Origin of the sequence: Agrobacterium vitis, assembly GCF_037039395.1 — a bacterium.
GTDB lineage: Bacteria > Pseudomonadota > Alphaproteobacteria > Rhizobiales > Rhizobiaceae > Allorhizobium > Allorhizobium vitis_E.
This window is the reverse complement of record NZ_CP146242.1, coordinates 1,621,348-1,644,390: the sequence shown is the minus strand read 5'-3', so window position 1 is coordinate 1,644,390 and position 23,043 is coordinate 1,621,348. Positions and strand designations below refer to the sequence as shown.

Below are 23,043 nucleotides of genomic sequence, written 5' to 3'. Positions count from 1 at the left end.
GCCTCCATGCCGGGAAATCCTAAAAACACGGAATCAGAGAATATCGACAATGAGTTTGATCTTGTCCCCATCTAGTGGTCACCGCCTTATATTCGGCCTCATCGACAATGCTTAAAACGGCCTGAATGCGATCTGTCTTCGGCATGGCTTCAAACGTCTCTTTAGCCAGCAGTGACGGGATAGAGGTATTCATTGCTTTTTTCCTCCTTGGTTTGGTAGATTAAACTTCGTTATTTCGCGGTCGGTTTTCTCACCGCGATGAGCAAAGCGGTCGTCGCCGCAAATGCGCCAAAGCAGCAGGTTCCGATCCAGCCAAATTTGGAAAATGCAATGCCGCCAGCTCCAGCCCCGAGCGATCCGCCTAGCAACATTGTGGCCATGAAGATCGTATTGAGGCGGCTTCGCGCTGTGGAATCGAGCGCATAAACCCTGGCCTGATTAGCCACCTGGGAAGACTGAACGCCGAGGTCCATCACCACGACGCCGATGACCAGCGCAATGATCGATCCAGGAATTGCGATAAATATTGCAAAGGCGGCAATCACCATTGCTGCGCCAGCCGAGACTACTACTGATCCTCTTTTGTCGGCAAGGCGACCGGCAAGGGGAGCTGCAAGTGCACCACCAGCGCCGACGAGAGCGATCAATCCAACGGCAGAGGCTCCAAGGTGGTAAGGTTCTTGGGCGAGGAGCAATGCCAGATTTGACCAGAATGCCAGAAATGCTGCGAAAATCGCTGCTTGGATGCATACCGCGCGGCGCAGAATGCTATGTTTGCGCACCAGCGACCACAAAGACGCGATGAGGTCGAAGTAGCTAATGTCGGTAGTCGGTGCGACACGCGGTAGCTTCCAGGCAAGAACCAAGCCGACGGATGTCATGAGAACGGCTGCAATCCAGAACATGAGGTGCCAATCCCACCAGTCCGTAACGAAGCCGCTTAACGTACGCGACAATAGGATTCCGAGAAGAATCCCCCCGGTGACAGTTCCGAGCACCTGCCCCTTCATATTTGCTGGAGCGATATGAACGGAAAGCGGCACCAATTGTTGGGCAACTGTTGCAAAGAGACCCACGAAAAAGCTTGCCACGATGAGCCAGAGAAATGAGGCGGAGACGGCGGCGGCGATTAAGGCGGCGACGAGCGCCGAGTTTGTTATAAGGATGAGGCGTTTGCGCTCAAAGCGGTCGCCCAGCGGTGCGATAAACAAAACTCCGCTGGCGTTTCCCAACTGTGTAAGGACGGGGACCATTGTGGCTGTTGCTGCGGTCAGTCCGAATTCGGATGACAGTTCTCCGAGCATCGGTTGGTTATAATAGCTATTCGCGACCGCAAGTCCGGAGGACGCAGACAATACGAACAGTACGCTTCTGCTCAAGGTCGCTGTTAAAAGGTGTTCTGCAGGCGGTGCGGAATAAGTCATTTTCTACCTCTGATGAGCAGACGGACGCACCTTGCGGCTGCAGTGGCGTCCTCGGATATTCCAACCATGTGGAGGCGGCATCTCAAAGCCTCATCACTTTGAGCAAAAAAAGCACGACGGGGTCGCTGCTCACAAACGAGTTCTCTTGTCTGTAAAGTTAGTTTGGTTAAACTCGCCCTATGGTTTTACATGTTTCTTTAATATCTCTCAGAACCTTCGTCGAAGTCGCGCGCTTTAGGAGCATGAAAGAGGCGGCGCGAAGTCTGGGTGTTACCCCTGGCGCGATAAGCCAGCAGATCAGGATAGTGGAAGAGCGATTGGGAACGGCGCTTTTTGAGCGATCGAGCAGGGATATGCACCTGACCGCTGAAGGCACTCGGCTGATGGAGGCACTGAATCTTCCCTTTCAGCAGATACAAGACGCCGTCGAAGATTTCCATCACCGTAAACCTGAGCGGGACGCGCTGGTCGTGACGACGGTGCCGTCCTTCGCCTCATCCTGGCTTGTGCCGAGGCTCGGCAAGTTTTCGACTCTTTATCCGGATATCGAAATAAAGGTTGACAGTTCAGTGCCTTTGGTCGATTTGCGGCATGAACGGTTTGACGTTGCGATCCGACATGGAAGCGGCAATTATGCAGGTATGTCGGTCACCCAACTGCTGACTCCACAACTTGTGGTGATTGGTAGTCCGGAATTCTTGGCAAGCGCTGGTCCTATTCGGCAACCTTCCGATTGCCTTGCTCTACCGCTTTTACAAGATCGCAATCGCGTTGATTGGGTGACCTGGTTTCGCGCACATGGCGTCGAGGATCCAAGTGGTCGAGCCGTGCGCGGCACAAGCTTTTCTGACGATGCACTTATGATCAAAGCCGCGGCGTCATCTCAGGGGTTGGCTATCGTTCGGGACATTTACGCTGAGGAGGCCATTGAGCTGGGCATCGTCGTGATTCCAATTGCTGCATCCATTGGCACGCCCTTCTCATATTATTTTGTGACAAAACCTCAGAACGTGCAAAGTCAGCGCGTATTGGCTTTCAAGAATTGGCTATTGGCAGAAATTGCGGTGAGACCGAAACTCATATCAACCGCAGCTTTGGCACCCGTGGCGCCCAGCGGCATGGCAATAGCGGCAACAAGCGCCACCGCAGACAGCTTTCGAGCGATGACATGAGTTTATCCTTCATGGATAAATGCTGTGAGCAAGCCTAATCGTATAATTCAGGCAGGATCGTGCGGCCGTTAGAAGTCTCACGTTAAATTTTTGTTCCCGTTTGGCACTCGTCAAGGCCGTCCCTGGTTTTTGACTGAGGCCCGTGTTTGACTGAGGCCCGTTTTTGACTAAGGAAAGCAAGACCGTAACATCGAGTCAAAGTGTCGCGGTAATTTCAGCCCTGATTCGTGCCGCGATAGGGAAAGTGAGATAGCGGGCCTTCTGTTGCGGATCGAGGGATTTGAAGGATTTGCCGATCATCTGTGCCAGCGTCAACCTGTCGCCTTCGCTCGCTGTCCACTCGGCATTCATACCCATTTCTACCATGCCGGCTTGCAGGACGCGGCAATACGCTCCTGGTCGCGCGGCTCTCGCATAACGTTTTGCAAAGCCAGGATCTTCCATGCTCGCCGAGAATGTCGCGCATGGAGTACGTGGTGCCGTCACCTCCAGCAGTACATCACCGATGGAAAGCCTGTCGCCGACGGCAAGATCACGGTTGTCGAGACCATCGATAACCAGATTTTCGCCAAACAGGCCGGGTGTGATCTGCCGGTTCAGTTGCGTCTCCCACCATTGCAAGGTCAGTGCGCCTTCCAGATAAATCGCCTGGTCCGGCCCGCCATGGTACTTGCGATTCAGCACCGCATCGCCGACGAGGCCGTGTTCGTCGATCATCACCGGACCTGTCCGCGCCGATTTGAAAATCCCTGTCCTGTAGCTTTTACCGGGCAAAACTTGTGGTTGGCCAAGGCAGACCGCGAGGATTTTCATGGGGCCGTTCTCCTTCGGCGATTCCGTTTCCGATAGATATGGGCTAAGAACGCGCCATGGCAAAGCGAGTCACTGGTCCCGAAATCGAAAAACTGATCCAGCTCCTGGCGAAAGTGCCGGGGCTTGGACCCCGCTCGGCCCGAAGGGCGGCGCTGCATCTGATCAAGAAGCGCGAGCAATTGATGGGGCCGTTGGCGCTGGCCATGGGCGAGGCCCATGCAAGGGTGAAGATCTGCTCCTGCTGTGGCAATGTCGACACCATTGACCCCTGCACCGTCTGCATTGACGAGCGGCGCGACCAATCGATGATCATCGTCGTGGAAGATGTCTCCGATCTCTGGGCGCTGGAGCGGGCAGGCGCGATGAATGCCGCCTATCATGTGCTTGGTGGTACGCTGTCGCCGCTCGACGGCGTCGGGCCGGACGATCTCAACATCAAGGGCCTGATCGACCGGGTGGCAAAAGGCGGCGTGCGTGAAATCATCATCGCCGTCAATGCCACGGTGGAAGGCCAGACCACCGCCCATTACATTACCGACCACCTGGCCGGACTGGACGTAAAAATCACCCGGCTGGCCCATGGCGTGCCTGTCGGCGGCGAGCTGGACTATCTGGACGAGGGCACGCTCTCGGCGGCGCTTCGCGCCCGCACATTGATATAGAAGACGCTTGATCGCGCATTTTGACCGGGAGACGACATGCCCCATTTTCGCCGCCCCCTCATGGCTGCGCTTGCAGCGGCGACCCTCTGCTTTTTGACGGCCAACACCGTTATGGCAGCACCATCGAAAGCAGAAATCGAGAGCCGGTTTCAGTCCTGGATCAGCGGGGATCTCTGGCCGCAAGCCAAAAAGGCGGGCATTTCGCAGGCAACGTTTACCTCGGTGATGAAGACGGTCAAGCTCGACTGGTCGCTTCCCGATCTGGCGCCACCCGGTTTCCCGCCGCCGAAGCAGCGCCCGCAGAGCCAGGCGGAATTTTCCTCTCCCGGCCCCTATTTCCGTGAGGCCCGCATGCAGGCACTGGCCGCGAGCGGCAGGGCCTTGGCGGACCAATATGCTTCGACCCTGAAGAAGATCGAGGCCAAATATGGCGTTCCCGGTCCGATTCTTCTGGCGCTCTGGGGCCGGGAAACCGGCTATGGCCGGGCCAAGCTCCCCTATGAAGCCGTGGATGTTCTGGCCACCAGCGCCTTCATGTCCACACGGCAGGAGCTTTTCACCCGCGAACTGATCGATGCGCTGCATATTATCGACGGCAAGGATATCGCTGCCGACGCCATGTTGAGTTCAAGTGCGGGAGCGCTGGGCCAGCCGCAATTCATGCCCTCCAGCTTCCTGCAATATGCAGTGGATTTCGATGGTGACGGTCATCGCAATATCTGGACCTCGGTGCCGGATAGCCTGGCTTCCATGGCCAATTTCCTGGTGCAAAAAGGCTGGCAGCGTGGCCGCGACTGGGGGTTCGAAGTGACGATACCATCCGGCGTCTCCTGCGCGCAGGAAGGGCCGGATCTGGCAAAGCCGATGTCGGCCTGGGCGGCAACCGGCATCAGCCGCATTGGCGGCAAAGCCTTCCCGAAACAGGATCTTTCCGCCCCGACCATGATGCTGGTTCCCGCCGGAACCCATGGGCCAGAATTTCTGGTGACGCCGAATTTCTATGTGCTGAAGGAATATAACAATTCCGACCTCTATGCCCTGTTCATCGGTAATCTTGCCGACCGGATCGCCTATGGTTCGGGCAGCTTTTCGGCGCCGTGGGGCGATGTCGGCCATATGCTGCGCTCCGACGTGCAGTCCATGCAGCAGACGCTGGTGAAAAAAGGTTATGATGTCGGCAAGGCCGATGGTCTCGCAGGCTTCAAGACCCGAAGGTCGCTGGGCGACTGGCAGGCGAAAAACGGGCTGAAACCGACCTGCTTTCCCGATGAGGGCCTGAAGGCGAAATTGAAGTAAGAAAATGCCGCCGAGACAGAGATCTCGGCGGCATTTCGATTTTTACATCAATGTGTCGCTGCCAGTCAGGCTTGCATAGCTCAAGCCATGCACTGTCAGCGTATCGCCGTTGCCGAAGTTGAACAGCACGCCGTCTTCGATCTCGGTTGCATAGGCGGCGGCGTCGCTGACGGTGGCAAAGCCCATGCCGGTCAGGTCGATCGTGTCTGAAGAGGACTGGAAGTCGAAAACGACATCATTGCCATAGCTGGTGTTGAACACGAACACATCGCTGCCTTCACCACCGTAAAGTCCGTCATTGCCTGTGCCACCGTCCAGCACGTCATCACTAGCCCCACCCGATAGCACGTTGGCCCCGGTGTCTCCCGTCAGCGTATCGGCATAGGCCGACCCTTCGACATTTTCAATGCTGGTGAACACATCGCCTGTTGCGTAACCGCCGGAGATCGTTTTCGTGAGAAGATTAACGGTCACCGCGGCGGTGGAATCGCTGTAGCTTGCCGTGTCGCTTCCATCGCCACCGTCAATGGTATCGCCACCGCTGCCGCCACGGATCGTATCGTTGCCGGCATAGCCATAGAGCTTATCGACACCGCCCTGACTGACGATGACATTGTCGGCACTATTGCCGTAACCGAGAAAATTGGTCGAGTCGGTGTGGGTGAGGTTTTCGAAATTGGTTTTCAGCGTATAGCTGGTCAAGGTTGTTTCAACCGTATCCGTGCCAGCATTTGCCTCTTCGACCAGAACCGTCGTTGTGGCACTTTGGCTAACGACATAGGTATCGTCCCCTTTGCCGCCTGCAAAGGTTATTGTTGAGTTTGCGGTAAATGTGTCGTTGAAGTCAGAGCCGATGATCTTGTCGATGCCGCTCAGCGCATCATCTGCTGCCTCACCGCCCGTATTCGTGCCGGTGACGAGATTGATTTTGATAGCGGCTAACGAACTGGCGTAGCTTGCCGTGTCATTGCCAGCGCCACCGCTCAGCTTATCGGCACCCTCGCCACCTACAAAGGTGTCATCGCCATCACTGCCGGTCAGCGTGTCGGCACCCTCGCCACCTACCAAGGTGTCATTACCAATACCACCGTTCAGCGTGTCGGCACCCTCGCCACCTTCCAAGGTGTCATCGCCATTCCCACCGTTCAGCGTATCGGCTCCTTTACCACCTGCCAGCGTGTCATTGCCATCGCCACCGTTGAGAACGTTGTTGTTGTCATTACCCGTCAGCGTGTCGGCACTGCTGGTGCCTATCAGGTTTTCGATACTGGTGAATGTATCGCCAGCCGCTTCGCCGCCGGTCGCTACATTGCTCTTGAGGTTGATATTAACCGCCGCACTTCCCTCATAGCTCGCCGTGTCGGAGCCGTCGCCGCCGTTCAAGATGTCGGCACCCGCCTTGCCGATCAGCGTATCGTTACCGGCACCACCGATGATCGTGTTATCCTGTGTGTTGCCGGTGCCGGTAAAGTAGCCAGCTCCTATGTATTCCAGCGTTTCGACATAGTCCGACAGCGTGTAGTTTACCGAGGTCTGGACCGTGTCACTGCCCCCACCTGTGCCTTCGGAGACGATGACGCTGCTTCTGCCCACGACATAGGTATCGTCCCCTTTGCCGCCTGCAAAGGTAATGTCGGAATCCGAGGTAAATGTGTCGTTGAAGTCAGAGCCGATGATCTTGTCGATGCCGGTCAGCGTATCATCTGCTGCCTCACCGCCCGTATTCGTGCCGGTGACGAGATTGATTTTGATAGCGGCTAACGAACTGGCGTAGCTTGCCGTGTCATTGCCAGCGCCACCGCTCAGCTTATCGGCACCCTCGCCACCTACAAAGGTGTCATCGCCATCACTGCCGGTCAGCGTGTCGGCACCTTCGCCACCTACCAAGGTGTCATTACCAATACCACCGTTCAGCGTATCGGCACTCTCGCCACCTTCCAAGGTGTCATCGCCATTCCCACCGTTCAGCGTATCGGCTCCTTTACCACCTGCCAGTGTGTCATTGCCATCGCCACCGTTGAGAACGTTGTTGTTGTCATTACCCGTCAGCGTGTCGGCACTGCTGGTGCCTATCAGGTTTTCGATACTGGTGAATGTATCGCCAGCCGCTTCGCCGCCGGTCGCAAGATTGGTCTTGAGGTTGACATTGACTGCTGCGCTTTCGGCATAGCTTGCTGTGTCGGAACCGTCGCCGCCGTTCAAGATGTCGGCACCCGCCTTGCCGATCAGCGTATCGGCGCCCTCGCCGCCTTCCAAGGTGTCATCGCCATCACCGCCGCTCAGCGTGTCGGCACCCTCGCCACCTACCAAGGTGTCATCGCCATCACTGCCGTTAAGCGTGTCGGCACCCTCGCCACCTTCCAAGGTGTCATTGCCATTCCCACCGTTCAGCGTATCGGCTCCTTTACCACCTGCCAGCGTGTCATTGCCACCGCCACCGTTGAGAACGTTGTTGTTGTCATTACCCGTCAGCGTGTCGGCACTGCTGGTGCCTATCAGGTTTTCGATACTGGTGAATGTATCGCCAGCCGCTTCGCCGCCGGTCGCTACATTGCTCTTGAGGTTGATATTAACCGCCGCACTTCCCTCATAGCTCGCCGTGTCGGAGCCGTCGCCGCCGTTCAAGATGTCGGCACCCGCCTTGCCGATCAGCGTATCGTTACCGGCACCACCGATGATCGTGTTATCCTGCGCGCTTCCGGTACCGGTAAAGTCGCCAGTTCCTGTGTATTCCAGCGTTTCGACATAATCCGACAGCGCGTAGTTTATCGAGGACTGGACCGTGTCACTGCCCCCACCTGTGCCTTCGGAGACGATGACGCTGCTTCTGCCCACGACATAGGTATCGTCCCCTTTGCCGCCTGCCAGTGTGATGGTGCTTGATGCGGTAAATGTGTCGTTGAAGTCAGAGCCGATAATCTTGTCGATGCCGGTCAGCGTATCATGTGCTGCCTCACCGCCCGTATTCGTGCCGGTGACGAGATTGATTTGGATAGCGGCTGACGAACTGGCGTAGCTTGCCGTGTCAGTGCCAGCGCCACCGCTCAGCTTATCGGCACCCTCGCCACCTACAAAGGTGTCATCGCCATCACTGCCGGTCAGCGTGTCGGCACCCTCGCCACCTACCAAGGTGTCATTACCAATACCACCGTTCAGCGTGTCGGCACCCTCGCCACCATCTAGCGTATCGTTACCATCGCTACCGTTTAATATGTCGTCGCCAGCTAGGCCTGAAATTGTATCTGCCGCTGTTGTTCCGTTTAAAGTATTATTTCCAGAATCGCCCGTTAAAGTCGCCATGTTATATACCCCTGATTGCACCCTGATTTATAAATTGCATATCAAAATATAATCGCATAGAGGGAATTTAATCGTCTAATTTAGTAATTATTAAAACCAAGGATTGTCGCTACGCATGCCGCGGGCTCGGCAAATCTGGTTTGTTGCCAACCAGTCGTCAAAACCAGGGTTATCGAACTGTTGCAGGTCAACTGCATCAATGCCTGCTATGCCCGAATTTGTCAGGAAAAACGATTGGATTATACGGCAATCATCAATCCTGACAGGCCCAGCCAGAACGCAGACGGGACAGCGTAAGAGGTCAAGGTCAGAAATGACATGTGGCAGATCGTCGATCCTGCCCTGTTGGAAAAGGTCTTAACTACATGATTGGCCAATGAAATCAAAATTGAAACAGGAGCTCGTGGCCGGGGCGAAAGCACCCCGACCACAAGTCGTTTTTACATCAATGTGTCGCTTGATGTCAGGCTTGCATAGCTCAAGCCATGCACCGTCAGCGTATCGCCGTTGCCGAAGTTGAACAGCACGCCGTCCTCGATCTCGCTGGCATAGGCGGCGGCGTCGCTGACGGTGGCAAAGCCCATGCCGGTCAGATCGATTGTGTCCGACGAGGCCTGGAAGTCGAAAACGACATCATTGCCATAGCTGGTGTTGAACACGAACGCATCGCGGCCTTCACCGCCATATAGTCCGTCATTGCCGGTGCCACCATCCAGCACGTCATCGCCAGCGCCGCCGGTCAGCACATTGTCGGCGCTGTTGCCGGAGCCGGTGAAGTTGGCTGTGCCGGTATAGGTGAGGTTTTCGAGATTATCGCCCAGCGTATAGCTGGCACTGCTGGTCTTGACGAGATCAATCCCCGCATCGGCATTTTCCGTAATCGCGCTTGCCGAACTTGCGATGTCATAGGTGTCATCGCCAAGGCCGCCTGACAGGGTCTTGGCGGTGCTTGTGGTGAATGTGTCACCAAAGGCGGAGCCGACGACAACCTCGATGCTGCTATAGTGATCGCCCTCGGCGTAACCGCCGCTGCCGACATTTGTCACAAGGTTGACGGAAACACCTGCGGTGGACAGTTCATAGCTTGCGGTATCCGTCCCCGCGCCACCATTGATTTTCTCGGCGCCGGAGCCCGCCAAAATAGTGTCATTGCCAGCACCGACATTATATTCGGCAGCGTAGGTGCTGCCGGTATAGGTGTCACCATAAGCGCTGCCGGTGAAGGCCTCGATCCCGGTAAACGTATCGCCCGCCGCATAGCCGGAGCCGGTTCCTGTCGTCAGATCCAGCATTACCGCCGATGTTGCAGCAGAGTAGTTGAGCGTATCGTAATTCCCGGCGCCGCCATCGAGGACATCGGCGCCCTCTCCACCGTTCAGGACGTCATTGCCACCGCCGCCGATCAGAATATCGTCGCCAGCGCCGCCGGTTAACATTTCCGCCGCGCTGCTTCCAATCAGCGTATCATTGAAGCTGGAGCCGATGACACGTTCGATGCTGCTGAATTTATCGCCTTGTGCATCGCCACCTGTTGCAGTTCCAGTGCTGAGATCAACTTTGACTGCCGCAGCCGAGGCTTCATAGGTGACCTTGTCTTGGCCCGCGCCGCCATTCAGCGTGTCAGCACCCGCGCCACCGATCAATAGGTCATCGCCCGCTCCACCCGATAGTACGTTGGCGCCGGTGTCTCCTGTCAGCGTATCGGCATAGGCCGATCCTTCGACGTTTTCGATGCTGGTGAACACATCGCCTGTTGCGTAACCGCCGGAGATCGTTTTCGTGGAAAGATTAATGGTCACCGCGGCGGTCGAATCGCTGTAGCTTGCCGTGTCGCTTCCGTCGCCACCGTCAATGGTGTCGCCACCGCTGCCGCCACGGATCGTATCGTTGCCAGTATAGCCATAGAGCTTATCGACGCCGCCCTGACTGACGATGACGTTGTCGGCACTATTGCCGTAACCGAGAAAATTGGTCGAGTCGGTGTGGGTGAGGTTTTCGAAATTGGTTTTCAGCGTGTAGCTGGTCAAGGTTGTTTCAACCGTATCCTTGCCAGCATTTGCCTCTTCGACCAGGACCGTCGTACTGGCACCTTGGCTGACGACATAGGTGTCATTGCCACCGCCACCGGAAAGCGTTCCTGTTGATGCCGAGGTGAATCGGTCGTCATATTGAGAACCGATCACGCCTTCGATGCTGCTCAGTGTGTCATCTGCGGCATCACCGCCCGTATGGGTGCCGGTGACGAGATTGATCTGGATGGCCGCAAAGGAGTTGGCGTAGTTTGCCGTGTCACTGCCATCGCCGCCGTTCAGCGTGTCGGCGCCTTTGCCACCTGCCAAGGTGTCATTGCCGCCGCTACCGCTGAGAACATTGTTGTTGTCATCACCCGTTAACGTATCGGCGCTGCTCGACCCTGTCAGGTTCTCGATGCTGGAGAATGTGTCTTTCTCAGCTTCGCCGCCGGTCGCAAGATTGGTCTTGAGGTTGACATTGACTGCTGCGCTTCCAGCATAGCTTGCGGTATCGGAGCCCGACCCGCCAATCAAGGCATCGGCGCCTGCCTTCCCGATCAGCGTGTCATTGCCCGACCCGCCGATGATCGTGTTGTTCAGGGCGTTACCCGTACCGGTGAAGTTATTGGAGCCGGTATATACGAGATTCTCGACATTGTTCGTTAGGGTGTAATCAATTGATGTCCGGACAGTATCGCTGCCCTCATCTGCTGCCTCGGAGACGGTGACGCTGGTGCTGCCGACGACATAAGCGTCATCCCCTTCTCCACCTGCGAAGGTGATGGAGCTTGATGCGGTGAATGTGTCGTTGAAGTCTGAGCCGATAATCGTGTCGATGCCGGTCAGCGTATCACCTGCTGCATCACCGCCCGTATTCGCGCCGGTGACGAGATTGATTTGGATAGCGGCTAACGAACTGGCGTAGCTTGCCGTGTCAGTGTCACCGCCACCGGTCAGCGTGTCGGCTCCCTCGCCACCTACCAAGATGTCATCGCCATAACCACCTATCAGGGTATCGGCGCCTTTGCCGCCTGCTAGCGTGTCTTTGCCAGCGCCACCGTTGAAAACGTTGTTGTTGTCATCACCCGTCAGCGTGTCGGCGTAGCTGGAACCCGTCAGGTTCTCGACACTGAAGAATGTATCGCCAGCCGCTTCGCCGCCAGTCGCTAAATTGGTCTTGAGGTTGATATTGACCGCCGCGCTTCCCTCATACTTCGCTGTGTCGGAGCCCGATCCGCCTTCTAGCTTATCGGCTCCACCATTGCCGATCAGCGTGTCGTTACCCGCGCCGCCAACGATGGTATTGTTCTGATCGTTTCCAGTGCCGGTAAAGTCACCGGTTCCAGTATATTTCAGCGTTTCGACATAGTCCGGCTGCGTATAATTGATTGACGTAAGGACTGTGTCATTGTTGCCTTCGCCGTTGGCTTCGATCACAGTGAAACTTGTATTGCTAATTTCGTAGGTGTCGTCACCATCGCCACCTGCAAATGTAACTTTTGATTTTATCCCAGTAAAAGTATCATTGAGGTCTGATCCAATGACCTTTTCGATCGCGAGATAATCATCACCCTGAGCATCGCCACCCAATCCATAGCCATTGCCATTATCACGTTCATCGAAGATCACATGAACAGCGGTATCTGATTTGGCGTAGGTTACGGTATCACCGCCGCCAGCGCCGCCGTCCAGCGTGTCGGCCCCTTTGCCTCCGTCCAGCGTGTCATTGCCGTTGGCACCGGATATGACATTGTCACCGTCGTCGCCCGTAAGGGTATCGGCGGTGCCCGACCCTGTCAGGTTCTCGATACTGTCAAACGTATCGCCAATTGCATCGCCAGTTGCGCCGATGCTGCTGGCCAGGCTGACCGTAACGCCGTTGCTTCCGTAATAGCTGGCCGTGTCGGAGCCTAACCCGCCTTCTAGCTTATCGGCTCCACCATCGCCGATCAGCGTGTCGTTACCCGTGTCGCCGCTGATGGTGTTGTCCAGATCGTTACCTGTGCCGGTGAAGTTATTGGAGCCGGTATATACGAGATTCTCGACATTTTTCGTTAGGGTGTAATCAATTGATGTACGGACAGTATCGCTGCCCTCATCTGCTGCCTCGGAGACGGTGACGCTGGTGCTGCCAACGTAATAGGTGTCATCCCCTTCTCCACCTGCGAAGGTGATGGAGCTTGATGCGGTGAATGTGTCCTTGAAGTCTGAGCCGGCGATTTTTTCGATTGTGGTTAATGTGTCGCCTTCGGCATCGCCGCCGGTGTGAATGCCCGTGACGAGATTGATTTGTACTGCTGCGTCGGAGCCAGCATAGCTGGCCGTATCTGTGTTGGCACCACCTATCAGGGTATCAGCACCTTTGCCACCTTCAAGAACATCGTCGGAACCGCCGCCATCGATGACATTGTTACCGTCGTCACCAGTCAGCGTGTCTTTATTAACTGATCCTGTGAGGTTTTCGATGCTGGTGAATTCATCGCCAGCGGCATCTCCACCTGATTTCTCGCCGGTCTTGAGGTTGATATTGACCGCTGCGCTTTTCTCATAGCTGGCTGTGTCGGAGCCCGATCCGCCTTTTAGCTTATCGGCTCCACCATTGCCGATCAGCGTGTCGTTGCCTGAGCCGCCAACGATTGTATTGTTCTGATCGTTTCCAGTGCCGGTAAAGTCACCGGTTCCATTGTATTCCAGCGTTTCGACATAGTCCGGCTGCGTATAATTGATTGACGTAAGGACTGTGTCATTGTTGCCTTCGCCGTTGGCTTCGATCACAGTGAAACTTGCGTTGCTAATTTCGTAGGTGTCGTTACCCTTGCCACCTGAAAAGGTAACGGTAGACTTTATCCCGGTAAATGTATCATCGAAGTCTGATCCAATGACCTTGTCGACCCAGATATAATTATCACCCTGAGCATCGCCACCCAATCCATAGCCATAGTTATAACCACGTTCATCGAAGATCACATGTACAGCTGCATCTGACTTGGCGTAGGTTACCGTGTCAGTGCCGGTGCCGCCGTCCAGCGTATCGGCTCCTTTGCCACCGTCCAGGGTGTCATTGTGGCTGCCTCCGGATATAACGTTGTCACCATCATCGCCGGTCAGCGTGTCGGCGTTGTTCGACCCTGTCAGATTTTCGATACTGTCGAACGTGTCGCCAGCAGCGTCTCCACCAGATGTGATGCCGGTCTTGAGGTTGACGTTGACCGCCACACTTCCAGCATAACTGGCCGTGTCGGAGCCCGCCCCGCCCTTTAAAGCGTCAGCACCTGCTCCACCTTTTAGCGTATCGTTACCATCGCCGCCGTTTAATGTATCATCACCAGCCAGGCCTGAAATCGTATCAGCTGCCGTTGTTCCGTTTAAAACATTATTTCCAGAATCGCCCGTTAAAGTCGCCATGCAATATACCCCTGATTGCGTCCGATTCTATAGTTCGCATATCCAAATATAATCGCATAGAGGGAATTTTTTGTACTAATTTAGAAATATAAAATTATAAGTTGAAAGTTGAGGGCTTGAGTTACCATAAGCGCCGTAGTGCGTTCAAGAAACGCAGCCTTGAGCGTCAATCGGTTTGGCATTTGCTACGATAAAACCTGTTCATGTGCCTCTTTGTTTGGTCATCCTAAAGCGTTATCACTTTCTAGCTATAGGGGTTGTGGACTATGCTCGGTTGTCTCCCATTGGAGCTTTCCGACATTTTTTGAGTAAAGAGATGTAAAAACAATGCTGAACATCGCAGCTGTTGAAGTGCGCTCCTGGACACCTGAAATTTATGTTGCCGCCGATGCTGAGGGTGACGACGAGCTGGAGGCATTTCGACAGGCCATTCCGCTTGGTTACGTTAGCCCGGAAATCACCTTTCTCAGGCTTGGCGAGTCCTTCGTTCTGGGCTGGTGCGGTGCGATAAAATCGAAAAATTTCGGGGATATCAAGCACACGCTCTATGGCGTATATCCAGATATAGTCGATGAATTGGTTCCTAAAAATGCGAAAATATCTCAGATAGAGGAGATATCTCCGCTTATCATTGGTAATGGTTGGTACAAAAACTATTATCATTGGACGTTACAGGCCATCGGCTGTCTATTGATTTATAAAAAACACCGTGATGATGGTAATATTCTATTGGCAATGCCGCGTCTGAATGGTTGGAGGAATGAAGCTCTTTCTCTCACCGGATTCAATGGGCAATTGCTCGAAATGGACCATCACCATGTTTTGCATGTCGATGACTGCATCACGAGTAATCTGATAGGCGGCGGTTTTGCTCACGCGCCACATCCAGCCGTGATGGCTGAATTCGAGGCCCTTGCGCAGCGTGTCAAGATTGAGCGCCGGTTCAGCCGCAAGATCTATGTTTCGCGCCTGGATGCTGGAGATGTGCGCCGGGTTGTCAATGAAAGGGCTGTATGTGCGTTGCTCGAAAGCCGTGGGTTTGAAATCATCACACCTGGTGAGCTTTCCGTAAAGGAACAGGTCGTGGCTTTCCGCGATGCCGAGGTGATTGTCGCCCCGCATGGTGCAGGCTTGGCAAATCTGGTTTATTGCCAGCCGGGCGCCAAAACCAGCGTTATCGAACTGTTGCAGGTCCACTGCATCAATGCCTGCTATGCCCGAATTTGTCAGGAAAAACGACTGGATTACACGGCAATCATCAATCCCGATAGGCCCGGCCAGAACGCTGACGGGACAGCGAAAGAGGTCAAGGTCAGAAACGATATGTGGCAGATCGTCGATCTTGCCCTGTTGGAAAAAGTCTTGGCCGCATGACCGGCCGATGAAATCAAAATTGACGAAGGAGTATGTGGCCGGGGCGAAAGCACCCCGGCAACAAGTCGATTTTTACATCAATGTGTCGCTGGATGTCAGGCTTGCATAGTTCAAGCCATACACTGTCAGCGTATCCACGTGACTGAAGGTGAACAGCACGCCGTCTTCGATCTCGGTTGCATAGGCGGCGGCGTCACTGACGGTGGCAAAGCCCATGCTGGTCAGGTCGATCGAATCTGCCGACGAGTCGAAGTCGAAAATCACATCATTGTCATAGTTTGAGCTGAACACGAACACGTCGCTGCCGTCACCACCGTAGAGGGCATCGTCGCCTTCGCCACCGGCAAGAGTGTCATCGCCAGCGTCCGCATAAAGGACGTCATTGCCGCCATCCCCATGAAGCGAATCGTTACCTTCAAGACCAAAGAGCGTATCAGCGTCCTTGCCACCCCTAAGAACGTCCGCATATCCGCTTCCCGAAAGAGTGTCGGCGTAAACGGAACCCTCCAGCGTTTCTATGGAGATCAGCACATCACCTTCTGCCGAACCTCCGACGCCAGCGTCTCCAGAGAGACTTGCGCTGATACCAACGGAAGAGTCAGCGTAACTTGCAGTATCGCTACCGTCGCCGCCATCCAGAATGTCCGCGCCGCTGCCTGCTTTCAGCAGATCGTCGCCGCTGCCGCCGATCAGATGGTCATCGCCTTCTCCACCAGAAAGCACATTGCTGCCATCGTTGCCCGTCAGGTAATCCGCTTCGCTGGAGCCTGTGACATTTTCTATTGAGACGAGTACGTCGCCTTCTGCCGAGCCACCGGCTGTTTGGCCAGTTACGAGATTGATGATTACACCTGCGGTGGAGTCGCTGTAGTTTGCCGTATCTGAACCGGCTCCGCCATCCAGAAGGTCTGCACCCGTTCCGCCGGTTAGAACGTTAGCTTCATCGTCTCCAGTCAGACTGTCAGCATAGGCTGAGCCTTCCAGATTTTCGATAGAGATGATGGTATCTCCATTCGCATATCCACCAGATAGCGTGCGGCTTTGGAGATTAACTGTGACCGCACTGGTCGAATCCAGGTAACTCGTCGTATCGCTGCCCGCCGCGCCGTCCAATACATCGCCGCCATCGCCGCCGCGCAGTGTATTGTCTTCTCTGTCGCCGGTCAGTGTATCGTTGTATGCAGAACCTTCCAGGCTTTCTATAGAGATAAACGTATCTCCTTGTGCAAATCCACCTTGCGCAAGCTCCGTAGTCAGATTGACAGTAACCGCTGACGTCGAGTCACGATAGCTGGATGTATCATTGTCACCGCCACCGCTTAACTTGTCTGCGCCGGCCCCACCGATCAGCGTATCATTACCGTTGTTTCCATGCAGGTAATCCGCGCCGGCCCCGCTGATCATCACGTTATCGGCCACCGTTCCATATCCAGTGAAATTGGCCGTACCGGTGTAAGTGAGGTTTTCAAAATTCGTGGTCAGAGAATAACGGTTTAACCCGGTCGTCACGGTGTCGATACCTTCGCCCTCCTGTTCGATCAGATAAACGGAGGAGCTGTTGACAATGTAGTGATCATCACCCAGGCCGCCTGCAAAACGGGCATCTTTCGAGGCGGTGAATGTGTCATTGAAAGCAGATCCATGGACCTGAAGTATTTTCTCAAAAACATCACCTTCGGCATAACCGCCGGTGTTAATACCGGTGTCGATGTTGATCTGCACAGCTTCGTTCGAGTAGGTGTAGACTGCCGCTCCACCATCCGCCCCGCCCTTGAGTGTGTCGGCACCCAAGCCGCCATCCAAAAGGTCCCAACCGTAATATCCATCGATAACGTTATCGCCGTCGTCACCGGTAAGCGTGTCGTCATAGTAGGAGCCCATGAGGTTTTCGATGTCGATCAGGACATCACCTTGGGCATCGCCGCTCATCTCGCCGGTTTTGAGATTGACGACCACAGCCATGTTGTCGATGAAACTTGCGGTGTCGGAGCCGTTCCCGCCATTGATCACATCCGCATCCCAGCCGCCTGCTAACGTGTCATCGCCGTCGCCACCACTAATGGTATCACTGCCATAGCCGCCCTTGAAGACATTGTCGTCATCGTCGCCGACAAGAACATCGTCTTGGCTCGATGCACTGATGACCTCAATGCTGACAAAGGTATCGCCTTGCGCATCGCCTCCACTCGCCAGTCCCGTCGCGAGATTTATATTGATCGCACCGCTTGACGTATAATTGACAGTATCCGTGCCATCGCCGCCGTTCAGAATATCGGCCCCGGCTCCGCCATTCAGAACATCGTTACCGGCATCGCCGGAAAGGCTGTCATCGCCGGCTTCGCCATAAAGAGTATCAACTCCATCGCCGCCGGAAAGGCTGTCGTTGCCTGAGCCTCCTCGAATGGAATCGGAGCCGTCTTCTCCCGAAATTGCATCATTTCCCCCATCCCCTGAGAGGTAATCGTTGCCTGCGCCACCATTGATGGTGTCATCGCCTTCCCCCCCACTGAGATTGTCAAAGTCAGACGTACCTGTGAGCGTATCCTTGCCACTTCCACCCAAAATATATACCATTTAAACCGCCCCTGATTGAAACAGGAATAGTTTGCACGTTTAAATTTGGTTGTGTAGTGTGAAAATTACATACCAAAAATAATTCAATGATGATCGATATGCGGTTTGTGGAATATGTCGTCGGCAGGCGGTATGGTCTGGCGTTCGATCATCCGGTGGACGTGCGGTGGTTTTGAGCCTTTGTGCAGGTCTCCCAGCCGGTCGGTGATTTCGGCGTCGGCCTTGGTGCGGCGGTGGTTGTGGCGGACGTAATCGACCCAGGTCGGGGTGTGATAGGTTTCCGTCCAAATGTCAGGGTTTTCCAGGTCGCGCATCAGCGCCCAGTTCTGTGCGCCATCTCGCAGACGGATGCGCCTGCGCTCAACCATGACCTCTAAAAATTCCGGCACGTCCTTGTCGTCGATCTCGAAATCGATCTGGATGACAATCGGGCCGCTGCGCGGGCGGATATCCAGCCGCAGGGGCGGTTCGTTGAAACGGTTGAGCGGGTTGAGATCAAGCGTCGCAAAGGCGGGCATCGGCAAGGCGAGACCAATGCCGACACCGAGAGCCATCAGCCCCGCCGCCATCACCAGGGCATGACCTGCGCTGCCGGATTCGGCCAGCAAGCCCCAGATCCAGGCTCCGCCCGCCATGCCACCAAAGGTGGCGGTCTGGTAGAGCGACAGCGCCCGGCCCACCACCCAGCGCGGGGTCGAAAGCTGCACCACCGTATTGAACAGCGACAGCGACAGCACCCAGCAGGCTCCGGCCAGAACCAGGGCAGGGGCCGTCAGCCAGAAATGATGGCTAATGCCAGTCAGAACGGAGGCCAGCGCGAAGCCGGCGAAGGAACAGCTGACGATCTGTTCGCTGCTCAGCTTTTCACGAATACGGGCATTGGAGATCGCACCGGCAATGGCACCGATCCCGAAAGCGCCCAGCAAGCCGCCATAGGCCAGCGGGCCTCCGCCGAGATTATCCTTCACCACCAGCGGCAGCAGGGACAGGATCGCGGTTGCGCAAAAACCGAAGAAAAACCCGCGAAACAGCACTTTCATCAGGTTGGGCGACATGGCCATGTAGCGCAGGCCAGCGGCGATGGCGTGGCCGAGATTTTCGCGGGGCAGGGTGTTTTTCGGATAGACCGGCTTCCAGCGAAACAACGCATAGATCATCGCCAGGTAACTGACGGCATTGATGGCAAAGGCTGTCGCCGCGCCTGCCAGGGCGACGATCAGGCCGCCAATGGCGGGACCGACGCTGCGGGTAATGTTGAAGCCCATGCTGTTGAGCGAGACGGCGGAGGGCAGGTCTTCGCGCCCGACGATATCGCCGACCGAGGCTTGCCAGGCCGGGCTGTTCAAGGCCGTTCCGCAGCCGATCAGAAAGGTGAAGGCCAGAAGCGACCACGGCGTCAGCAGGCCAAACCACGTGAAGAGCGACAGGAGTGCTGAGACAGTCAGCAGAAAGACTTGCGCAAACAGCATAACCCGGCGGCGGTCGAACCCATCGGCCAGCGCCCCGGCCACCAGCGAAAACAGCATGATCGGCGCGGTATTGGAGGCCTGGACAAGCGCCACCATGCTTTCCGAAGAGGAGATCGATGTCATCATCCAGGCGGCGCCGACATCCTGGATCAGGCCGCCGAAGTTGGAGGTGATGCTCGCCAACCAGATCGTCAGAAAGATCTGGTTCTTGAAAGGCGCCAATGATGATTTTCTGTCCGGCACGGTTTTCCGCTCGATCGGTTGCAGGCTGGGATGGGCGATGAAGGGCAGCCGACCGAGAGGCGACTCGCCTGTTGCACAACCTAATCCCTTGAAACCAAGAAAACAGTCCTTATTTGGGCAAAATGAACTCACGTCTGCGTTTGAGGGCGATTGGATCGTCTTTTCTGAAATGCTTGCATTCTTGCCGCCAAGGGCGTATACGGCGTTCAAATTCTTGATCGCCAGATGAAGAGTGGGCCCGCAAGGACCCGCTCTTTTTTGTTGGCGATGGACCATGAAGCTCCATACCGAGGAGGACAGGTTTGTCCGAACACGTGCCAGCCGATGAGGCGCCCGAGCCACGTCTGATTACCGAAACCGGCCTGGACCGGCGCATCGCCGATATCATCGAGCCCGTCATTGTTGAGCTTGGTTTCAAGCTCGTTCGTGTGCGGATCCTCAACCAGAACGGCATGACCCTGCAAATCATGGCCGAGCGCAAGGACGGCACCATGACTGTCGAGGATTGCGAAGAACTGTCGATGGCGATTTCTCCGGTTCTGGATGTGGAAGATCCGGTCGATAAGGAGTATCATCTGGAAGTCTCGTCGCCCGGTATCGACCGTCCGATGGTGCGCGCATCCGATTTCACGCGCTGGCAGGGCAATCTGCTGAAATGCGAAACGTCCATTCTAATCGATAACCGCAAGCGGTTTCGCGGCAAGATTGCGGATGTCACCCCGGACGGTTTCGTTCTGGAGCGCGATCAGGTCGCCGATGGGGAAGAGCCACGGCTCACCATCCCGTTCACGGCATTGGCCGAGGCCAAGCTGATCCTGACGGATGATCTGGTGCGCGATGCGCTGCGGGCCGACAAACAGGCAAAGGCCGCGGCTGAAGCTGCGAACCAGAACGACGAAACCGGCGAAGACCAATAACCGATAACGCGCCTGGCAGGCGAACATGCCCCAGGCAGGAAGACGGAGACTTTAAACAATGGCAGTCAGTGCTAATCGGCTCGAGCTGTTGCAGATCGCGGATGCGGTCGCACGCGAAAAAGTCATCGACCGCGAAATCGTGCTTGCTGCGATGGCTGACGCCATCCAGAAGGCCGCGCGTTCGCGTTACGGTTCCGAGACCAATATTCGCGCCGACATCAACTCCAAGACCGGCGAGATCCGTCTGCAGCGCCTGCTCGAAGTGGTCGAAAAGGTCGAGGATTACGGCACTCAGATCGCACTCGAACTGGCGCGCGACCGCAATGTCGACGCCAAGCTGGGCGATTACATTGCCGATCCGCTGCCGCCGATGGATTTCGGACGGATCGCCGCCCAGTCCGCCAAGCAGGTCATCGTGCAGAAAGTGCGCGAAGCCGAGCGCGATCGGCAGTTCGACGAGTTCAAGGATCGCGTCGGCGAAATCATCAACGGTACGGTCAAGCGCGTCGAATATGGCAATGTCATCGTCGACCTCGGTCGTGGTGAAGGCATTATCCGCCGCGATGAAATGATCCCGCGCGAAACGATGCGTTACGGTGACCGCGTTCGCGCCTATGTCTATGACGTGCGCCGCGAACAGCGTGGCCCGCAGATTTTCCTGTCGCGCACCCATCCGCAATTCATGGTGAAGCTGTTCACCATGGAAGTGCCTGAGATCTACGACGGTGTCATCCAGATCAAGTCGGTGGCTCGTGATCCGGGTTCACGCGCCAAGATCGCGGTGATTTCCAACGACAGCTCGATCGATCCGGTCGGTGCCTGCGTCGGTATGCGCGGTTCGCGTGTTCAGGCCGTGGTCGGTGAATTGCAGGGCGAAAAGATCGACATCATTCCGTGGTCTGCCGATCCGGCATCCTTTATCGTCAACGCGCTGCAACCGGCAGAAGTCGCCAAGGTGGTTCTGGACGAAGATGCCGAGCGCATCGAAGTCGTGGTTCCCGATGAGCAGCTGTCACTGGCCATCGGCCGTCGCGGCCAGAATGTCCGCCTGGCATCGCAGCTGACCGGCTGGGATATCGACATCATGACGGAAGCGGAAGAGTCCGAGCGCCGTCAGAAGGAATTCAACGAACGCACCAACCTGTTCATGGATGCGCTCGACGTCGATGAAATGGTCGGTCAGGTTCTGGCGTCGGAAGGCTTTGCCCAGGTTGAAGAGCTGGCCTATGTCGATCTGGAGGAAATCGCTTCCATCGATGGTTTCGACGGCGATACCGCAGAAGAAATCCAGACCCGCGCCCGCGAATATCTCGAAAAGCTGGAAGCCGAACTGGATGCCAAGCGCAAGGCGCTTGGCGTGTCCGACGAGCTGCGCGGCATCGATGGCATGACAACGCAAATGTTGGTTGCGCTCGGGGGAGACGGCATCAAGACGGTCGAGGATTTCGCCGGCTGTGCTGCCGACGACCTGATCGGCTGGAGTGAGCGTAAGGATGGCGAGACCAAGAAATTCGAGGGTCTGTTCTCGAAAATCGACATTTCGCGCACCGAGGCGGAACAAATGATCGTTCAGGCTCGTCTGGCGGCTGGCTGGATCACCGAAGCGGATATTGCCGCCGAGGCTGAGGCAGAAGTCGTCGAGGATGAGGCGCAAGAGGCTGAGCAGGGCTCGTGATGGCCTCCGATCCATCTTTGGAGGAAGGGCGTCCGGCAAAACCGGTGAAGGCGATAAAGGACGGTCAGAACGACCGGACGTGCATCGTCACCCGCCAGCCGGGAACGCCAGACACACTGATCCGGTTCGTGGCAGGCCCTGATGGGGCGCTCGTGCCGGATCTGAAACGGGAATTGCCCGGCCGTGGCTGCTGGGTGTCCGTTTCCCGAGAGGCCGTGGACAAGGCTGTGGCGAAAAAGCTTTTCGCCCGTGCCTTGAAGACGGATGTCACTGTCGATCCCGAAATGGGAGCGCGTGTGGACAGGCTGCTTGTCCAGCAGGTGGCGGGAATGATGAACCTGGCGCGCAAGGCGGGCCAGTTTGTAACAGGGTCGGCCAAGGTCGATCTCGCGATCCGCAGCGGTGCCGCGCTTGGCGTGTTTCACGCCACCGATGCCGCCGCAGATGGCGTTCGAAAACTGGACCAGGCCCGCAAGGCCTGGCATCTCGGAATGGAAACGGATGAGGAAATTCGTTCTTATCGGCTCTTTTCCGAGGCGGAAATGCAAGAACTGATGGGCCAGAACGCTTTTATCCATGCCTGCGCGCTTGCAGGACAGGCGGGTGAAGGTGTAGTGAAGCGCGCAACTCTGCTTGAAACCTATCGTGGCCTTTCGCCGCGGATGGCAAGTAGCGCTGGCCGTAAACCACAATGACGCGGTCACCGG

General features: G+C 56.0%; 15 protein-coding genes. 8 read left to right on the top strand and 7 right to left on the bottom strand.

The genetic code is table 11. The features are described 5' to 3' along the window. Nucleotides 1–19: 19 nt before the first annotated feature. Both V6582_RS10345 and V6582_RS10340 read right to left on the bottom strand, forming a co-directional pair. Nucleotides 20–193, bottom strand: coding sequence for a hypothetical protein (locus V6582_RS10345; protein WP_156631207.1), 174 nt, complete (start codon nucleotides 191–193; stop codon nucleotides 20–22). 37 nt (nucleotides 194–230) lie between these two features. Next, nucleotides 231–1,424, bottom strand: a complete 1,194-nt coding sequence (locus tag V6582_RS10340) for an MFS transporter (protein WP_156631206.1) — start codon at nucleotides 1,422–1,424, stop codon at nucleotides 231–233. 179 nt (nucleotides 1,425–1,603) lie between these two features. On the opposite strand from V6582_RS10340, the gene V6582_RS10335 reads away from it, so the two are divergent. After that, a complete protein-coding gene (locus tag V6582_RS10335) occupies nucleotides 1,604–2,596 on the top strand; it encodes a LysR substrate-binding domain-containing protein (protein WP_156631205.1) in 993 nt (330 codons plus the stop codon). 195 nt (nucleotides 2,597–2,791) lie between these two features. Here the strand turns inward: V6582_RS10335 and V6582_RS10330 are convergent, their stop codons facing one another. After that, a complete protein-coding gene (locus tag V6582_RS10330; RefSeq protein ID WP_156631204.1) occupies nucleotides 2,792–3,409 on the bottom strand; it encodes an MOSC domain-containing protein in 618 nt (205 codons plus the stop codon). A 56-nt stretch (nucleotides 3,410–3,465) separates the two neighbouring features. On the opposite strand from V6582_RS10330, the gene recR reads away from it, so the two are divergent. Together recR and V6582_RS10320 are read left to right on the top strand one after the other, a co-directional pair. Further along, entirely contained in the window at nucleotides 3,466–4,071 is a 606-nt protein-coding gene (gene recR, locus V6582_RS10325) for a recombination mediator RecR (protein WP_156631203.1), read from the top strand. A gap of 36 nt (nucleotides 4,072–4,107) precedes the next feature. After that, nucleotides 4,108–5,367 (top strand): lytic murein transglycosylase, encoded by a 1,260-nt coding sequence (locus V6582_RS10320; RefSeq protein WP_156631202.1) that lies wholly within the window; start codon nucleotides 4,108–4,110, stop codon nucleotides 5,365–5,367. Nucleotides 5,368–5,409: 42 nt separating this feature from the next. Here V6582_RS10320 and V6582_RS10315 read toward each other — a convergent pair whose 3' ends face one another. Both V6582_RS10315 and V6582_RS10310 read right to left on the bottom strand, forming a co-directional pair. Beyond that, nucleotides 5,410–8,667 (bottom strand): beta strand repeat-containing protein, encoded by a 3,258-nt coding sequence (locus V6582_RS10315; RefSeq protein WP_156631201.1) that lies wholly within the window; start codon nucleotides 8,665–8,667, stop codon nucleotides 5,410–5,412. A 440-nt stretch (nucleotides 8,668–9,107) separates the two neighbouring features. Further along, nucleotides 9,108–14,084 carry a beta strand repeat-containing protein gene (locus V6582_RS10310; protein ID WP_156631200.1) on the bottom strand — a complete coding sequence of 1,659 codons (4,977 nt, stop codon included), beginning with the start codon at nucleotides 14,082–14,084 and terminating at the stop codon, nucleotides 9,108–9,110. Between the two features lie 327 nt (nucleotides 14,085–14,411). Here V6582_RS10310 and V6582_RS10305 point away from each other — a divergent pair, with 327 nt between their 5' ends. Further along, on the top strand, nucleotides 14,412–15,458 hold the full coding sequence (locus V6582_RS10305) for a glycosyltransferase family 61 protein (RefSeq protein WP_156631199.1): 1,047 nt from the start codon (nucleotides 14,412–14,414) through the stop codon (nucleotides 15,456–15,458). A gap of 72 nt (nucleotides 15,459–15,530) precedes the next feature. On the opposite strand, the gene V6582_RS10300 is transcribed toward V6582_RS10305, so the two are convergent. Together V6582_RS10300 and V6582_RS10295 are read right to left on the bottom strand one after the other, a co-directional pair. After that, a complete protein-coding gene (locus V6582_RS10300) occupies nucleotides 15,531–18,032 on the bottom strand; it encodes a calcium-binding protein (protein WP_156631198.1) in 2,502 nt (833 codons plus the stop codon). Between the two features lie 83 nt (nucleotides 18,033–18,115). After that, entirely contained in the window at nucleotides 18,116–19,675 is a 1,560-nt protein-coding gene (locus tag V6582_RS10295) for an MFS transporter (protein WP_349508957.1), read from the bottom strand. Here V6582_RS10295 and V6582_RS10290 point away from each other — a divergent pair. The 4 genes from V6582_RS10290 to V6582_RS10275 all read left to right on the top strand — a co-directional run bounded on the left by V6582_RS10290 (nucleotide 19,557) and on the right by V6582_RS10275 (nucleotide 23,031). Next, nucleotides 19,557–19,973, top strand: coding sequence for a hypothetical protein (locus V6582_RS10290; protein WP_349508965.1), 417 nt, complete (start codon nucleotides 19,557–19,559; stop codon nucleotides 19,971–19,973). The two genes, V6582_RS10295 and V6582_RS10290, sit on opposite strands and share 119 nt — an antisense overlap. A 73-nt stretch (nucleotides 19,974–20,046) precedes the next feature. Then, nucleotides 20,047–20,661 carry a ribosome maturation factor RimP gene (gene rimP, locus V6582_RS10285; RefSeq protein WP_156631197.1) on the top strand — a complete coding sequence of 205 codons (615 nt, stop codon included), beginning with the start codon at nucleotides 20,047–20,049 and terminating at the stop codon, nucleotides 20,659–20,661. 58 nt (nucleotides 20,662–20,719) lie between these two features. Further along, nucleotides 20,720–22,336 (top strand): transcription termination factor NusA, encoded by a 1,617-nt coding sequence (gene nusA / locus V6582_RS10280; RefSeq protein WP_156631196.1) that lies wholly within the window; start codon nucleotides 20,720–20,722, stop codon nucleotides 22,334–22,336. Further along, on the top strand, nucleotides 22,336–23,031 hold the full coding sequence (locus V6582_RS10275; RefSeq protein ID WP_234889616.1) for an RNA-binding protein: 696 nt from the start codon (nucleotides 22,336–22,338) through the stop codon (nucleotides 23,029–23,031). Before nusA ends, V6582_RS10275 begins: the two co-directional genes overlap by 1 nt. Nucleotides 23,032–23,043 lie beyond the last annotated feature (12 nt).

Bases quoted from the DNA above. Each gene is read 5' to 3' on its own strand.
- nusA (WP_156631196.1), top strand. From the start codon at position 20,720: ATGGCAGTCAGTGCTAATCGGCTCGAGCTGTTGCAGATCGCGGATGCG.
- V6582_RS10275 (WP_234889616.1), top strand. From the start codon at position 22,336: ATGGCCTCCGATCCATCTTTGGAGGAAGGGCGTCCGGCAAAACCGGTG.
- V6582_RS10305 (WP_156631199.1), top strand. From the start codon at position 14,412: ATGCTGAACATCGCAGCTGTTGAAGTGCGCTCCTGGACACCTGAAATT.
- V6582_RS10340 (WP_156631206.1), bottom strand. From the start codon at position 1,424: ATGACTTATTCCGCACCGCCTGCAGAACACCTTTTAACAGCGACCTTG.
- V6582_RS10290 (WP_349508965.1), top strand. From the start codon at position 19,557: ATGATCGGCGCGGTATTGGAGGCCTGGACAAGCGCCACCATGCTTTCC.
- V6582_RS10315 (WP_156631201.1), bottom strand. From the start codon at position 8,667: ATGGCGACTTTAACGGGCGATTCTGGAAATAATACTTTAAACGGAACA.
- V6582_RS10330 (WP_156631204.1), bottom strand. From the start codon at position 3,409: ATGAAAATCCTCGCGGTCTGCCTTGGCCAACCACAAGTTTTGCCCGGT.
- V6582_RS10335 (WP_156631205.1), top strand. From the start codon at position 1,604: ATGGTTTTACATGTTTCTTTAATATCTCTCAGAACCTTCGTCGAAGTC.
- V6582_RS10345 (WP_156631207.1), bottom strand. From the start codon at position 193: ATGAATACCTCTATCCCGTCACTGCTGGCTAAAGAGACGTTTGAAGCC.
- V6582_RS10310 (WP_156631200.1), bottom strand. From the start codon at position 14,084: ATGGCGACTTTAACGGGCGATTCTGGAAATAATGTTTTAAACGGAACA.
- V6582_RS10320 (WP_156631202.1), top strand. From the start codon at position 4,108: ATGCCCCATTTTCGCCGCCCCCTCATGGCTGCGCTTGCAGCGGCGACC.
- recR (WP_156631203.1), top strand. From the start codon at position 3,466: ATGGCAAAGCGAGTCACTGGTCCCGAAATCGAAAAACTGATCCAGCTC.
- V6582_RS10300 (WP_156631198.1), bottom strand. From the start codon at position 18,032: ATGGTATATATTTTGGGTGGAAGTGGCAAGGATACGCTCACAGGTACG.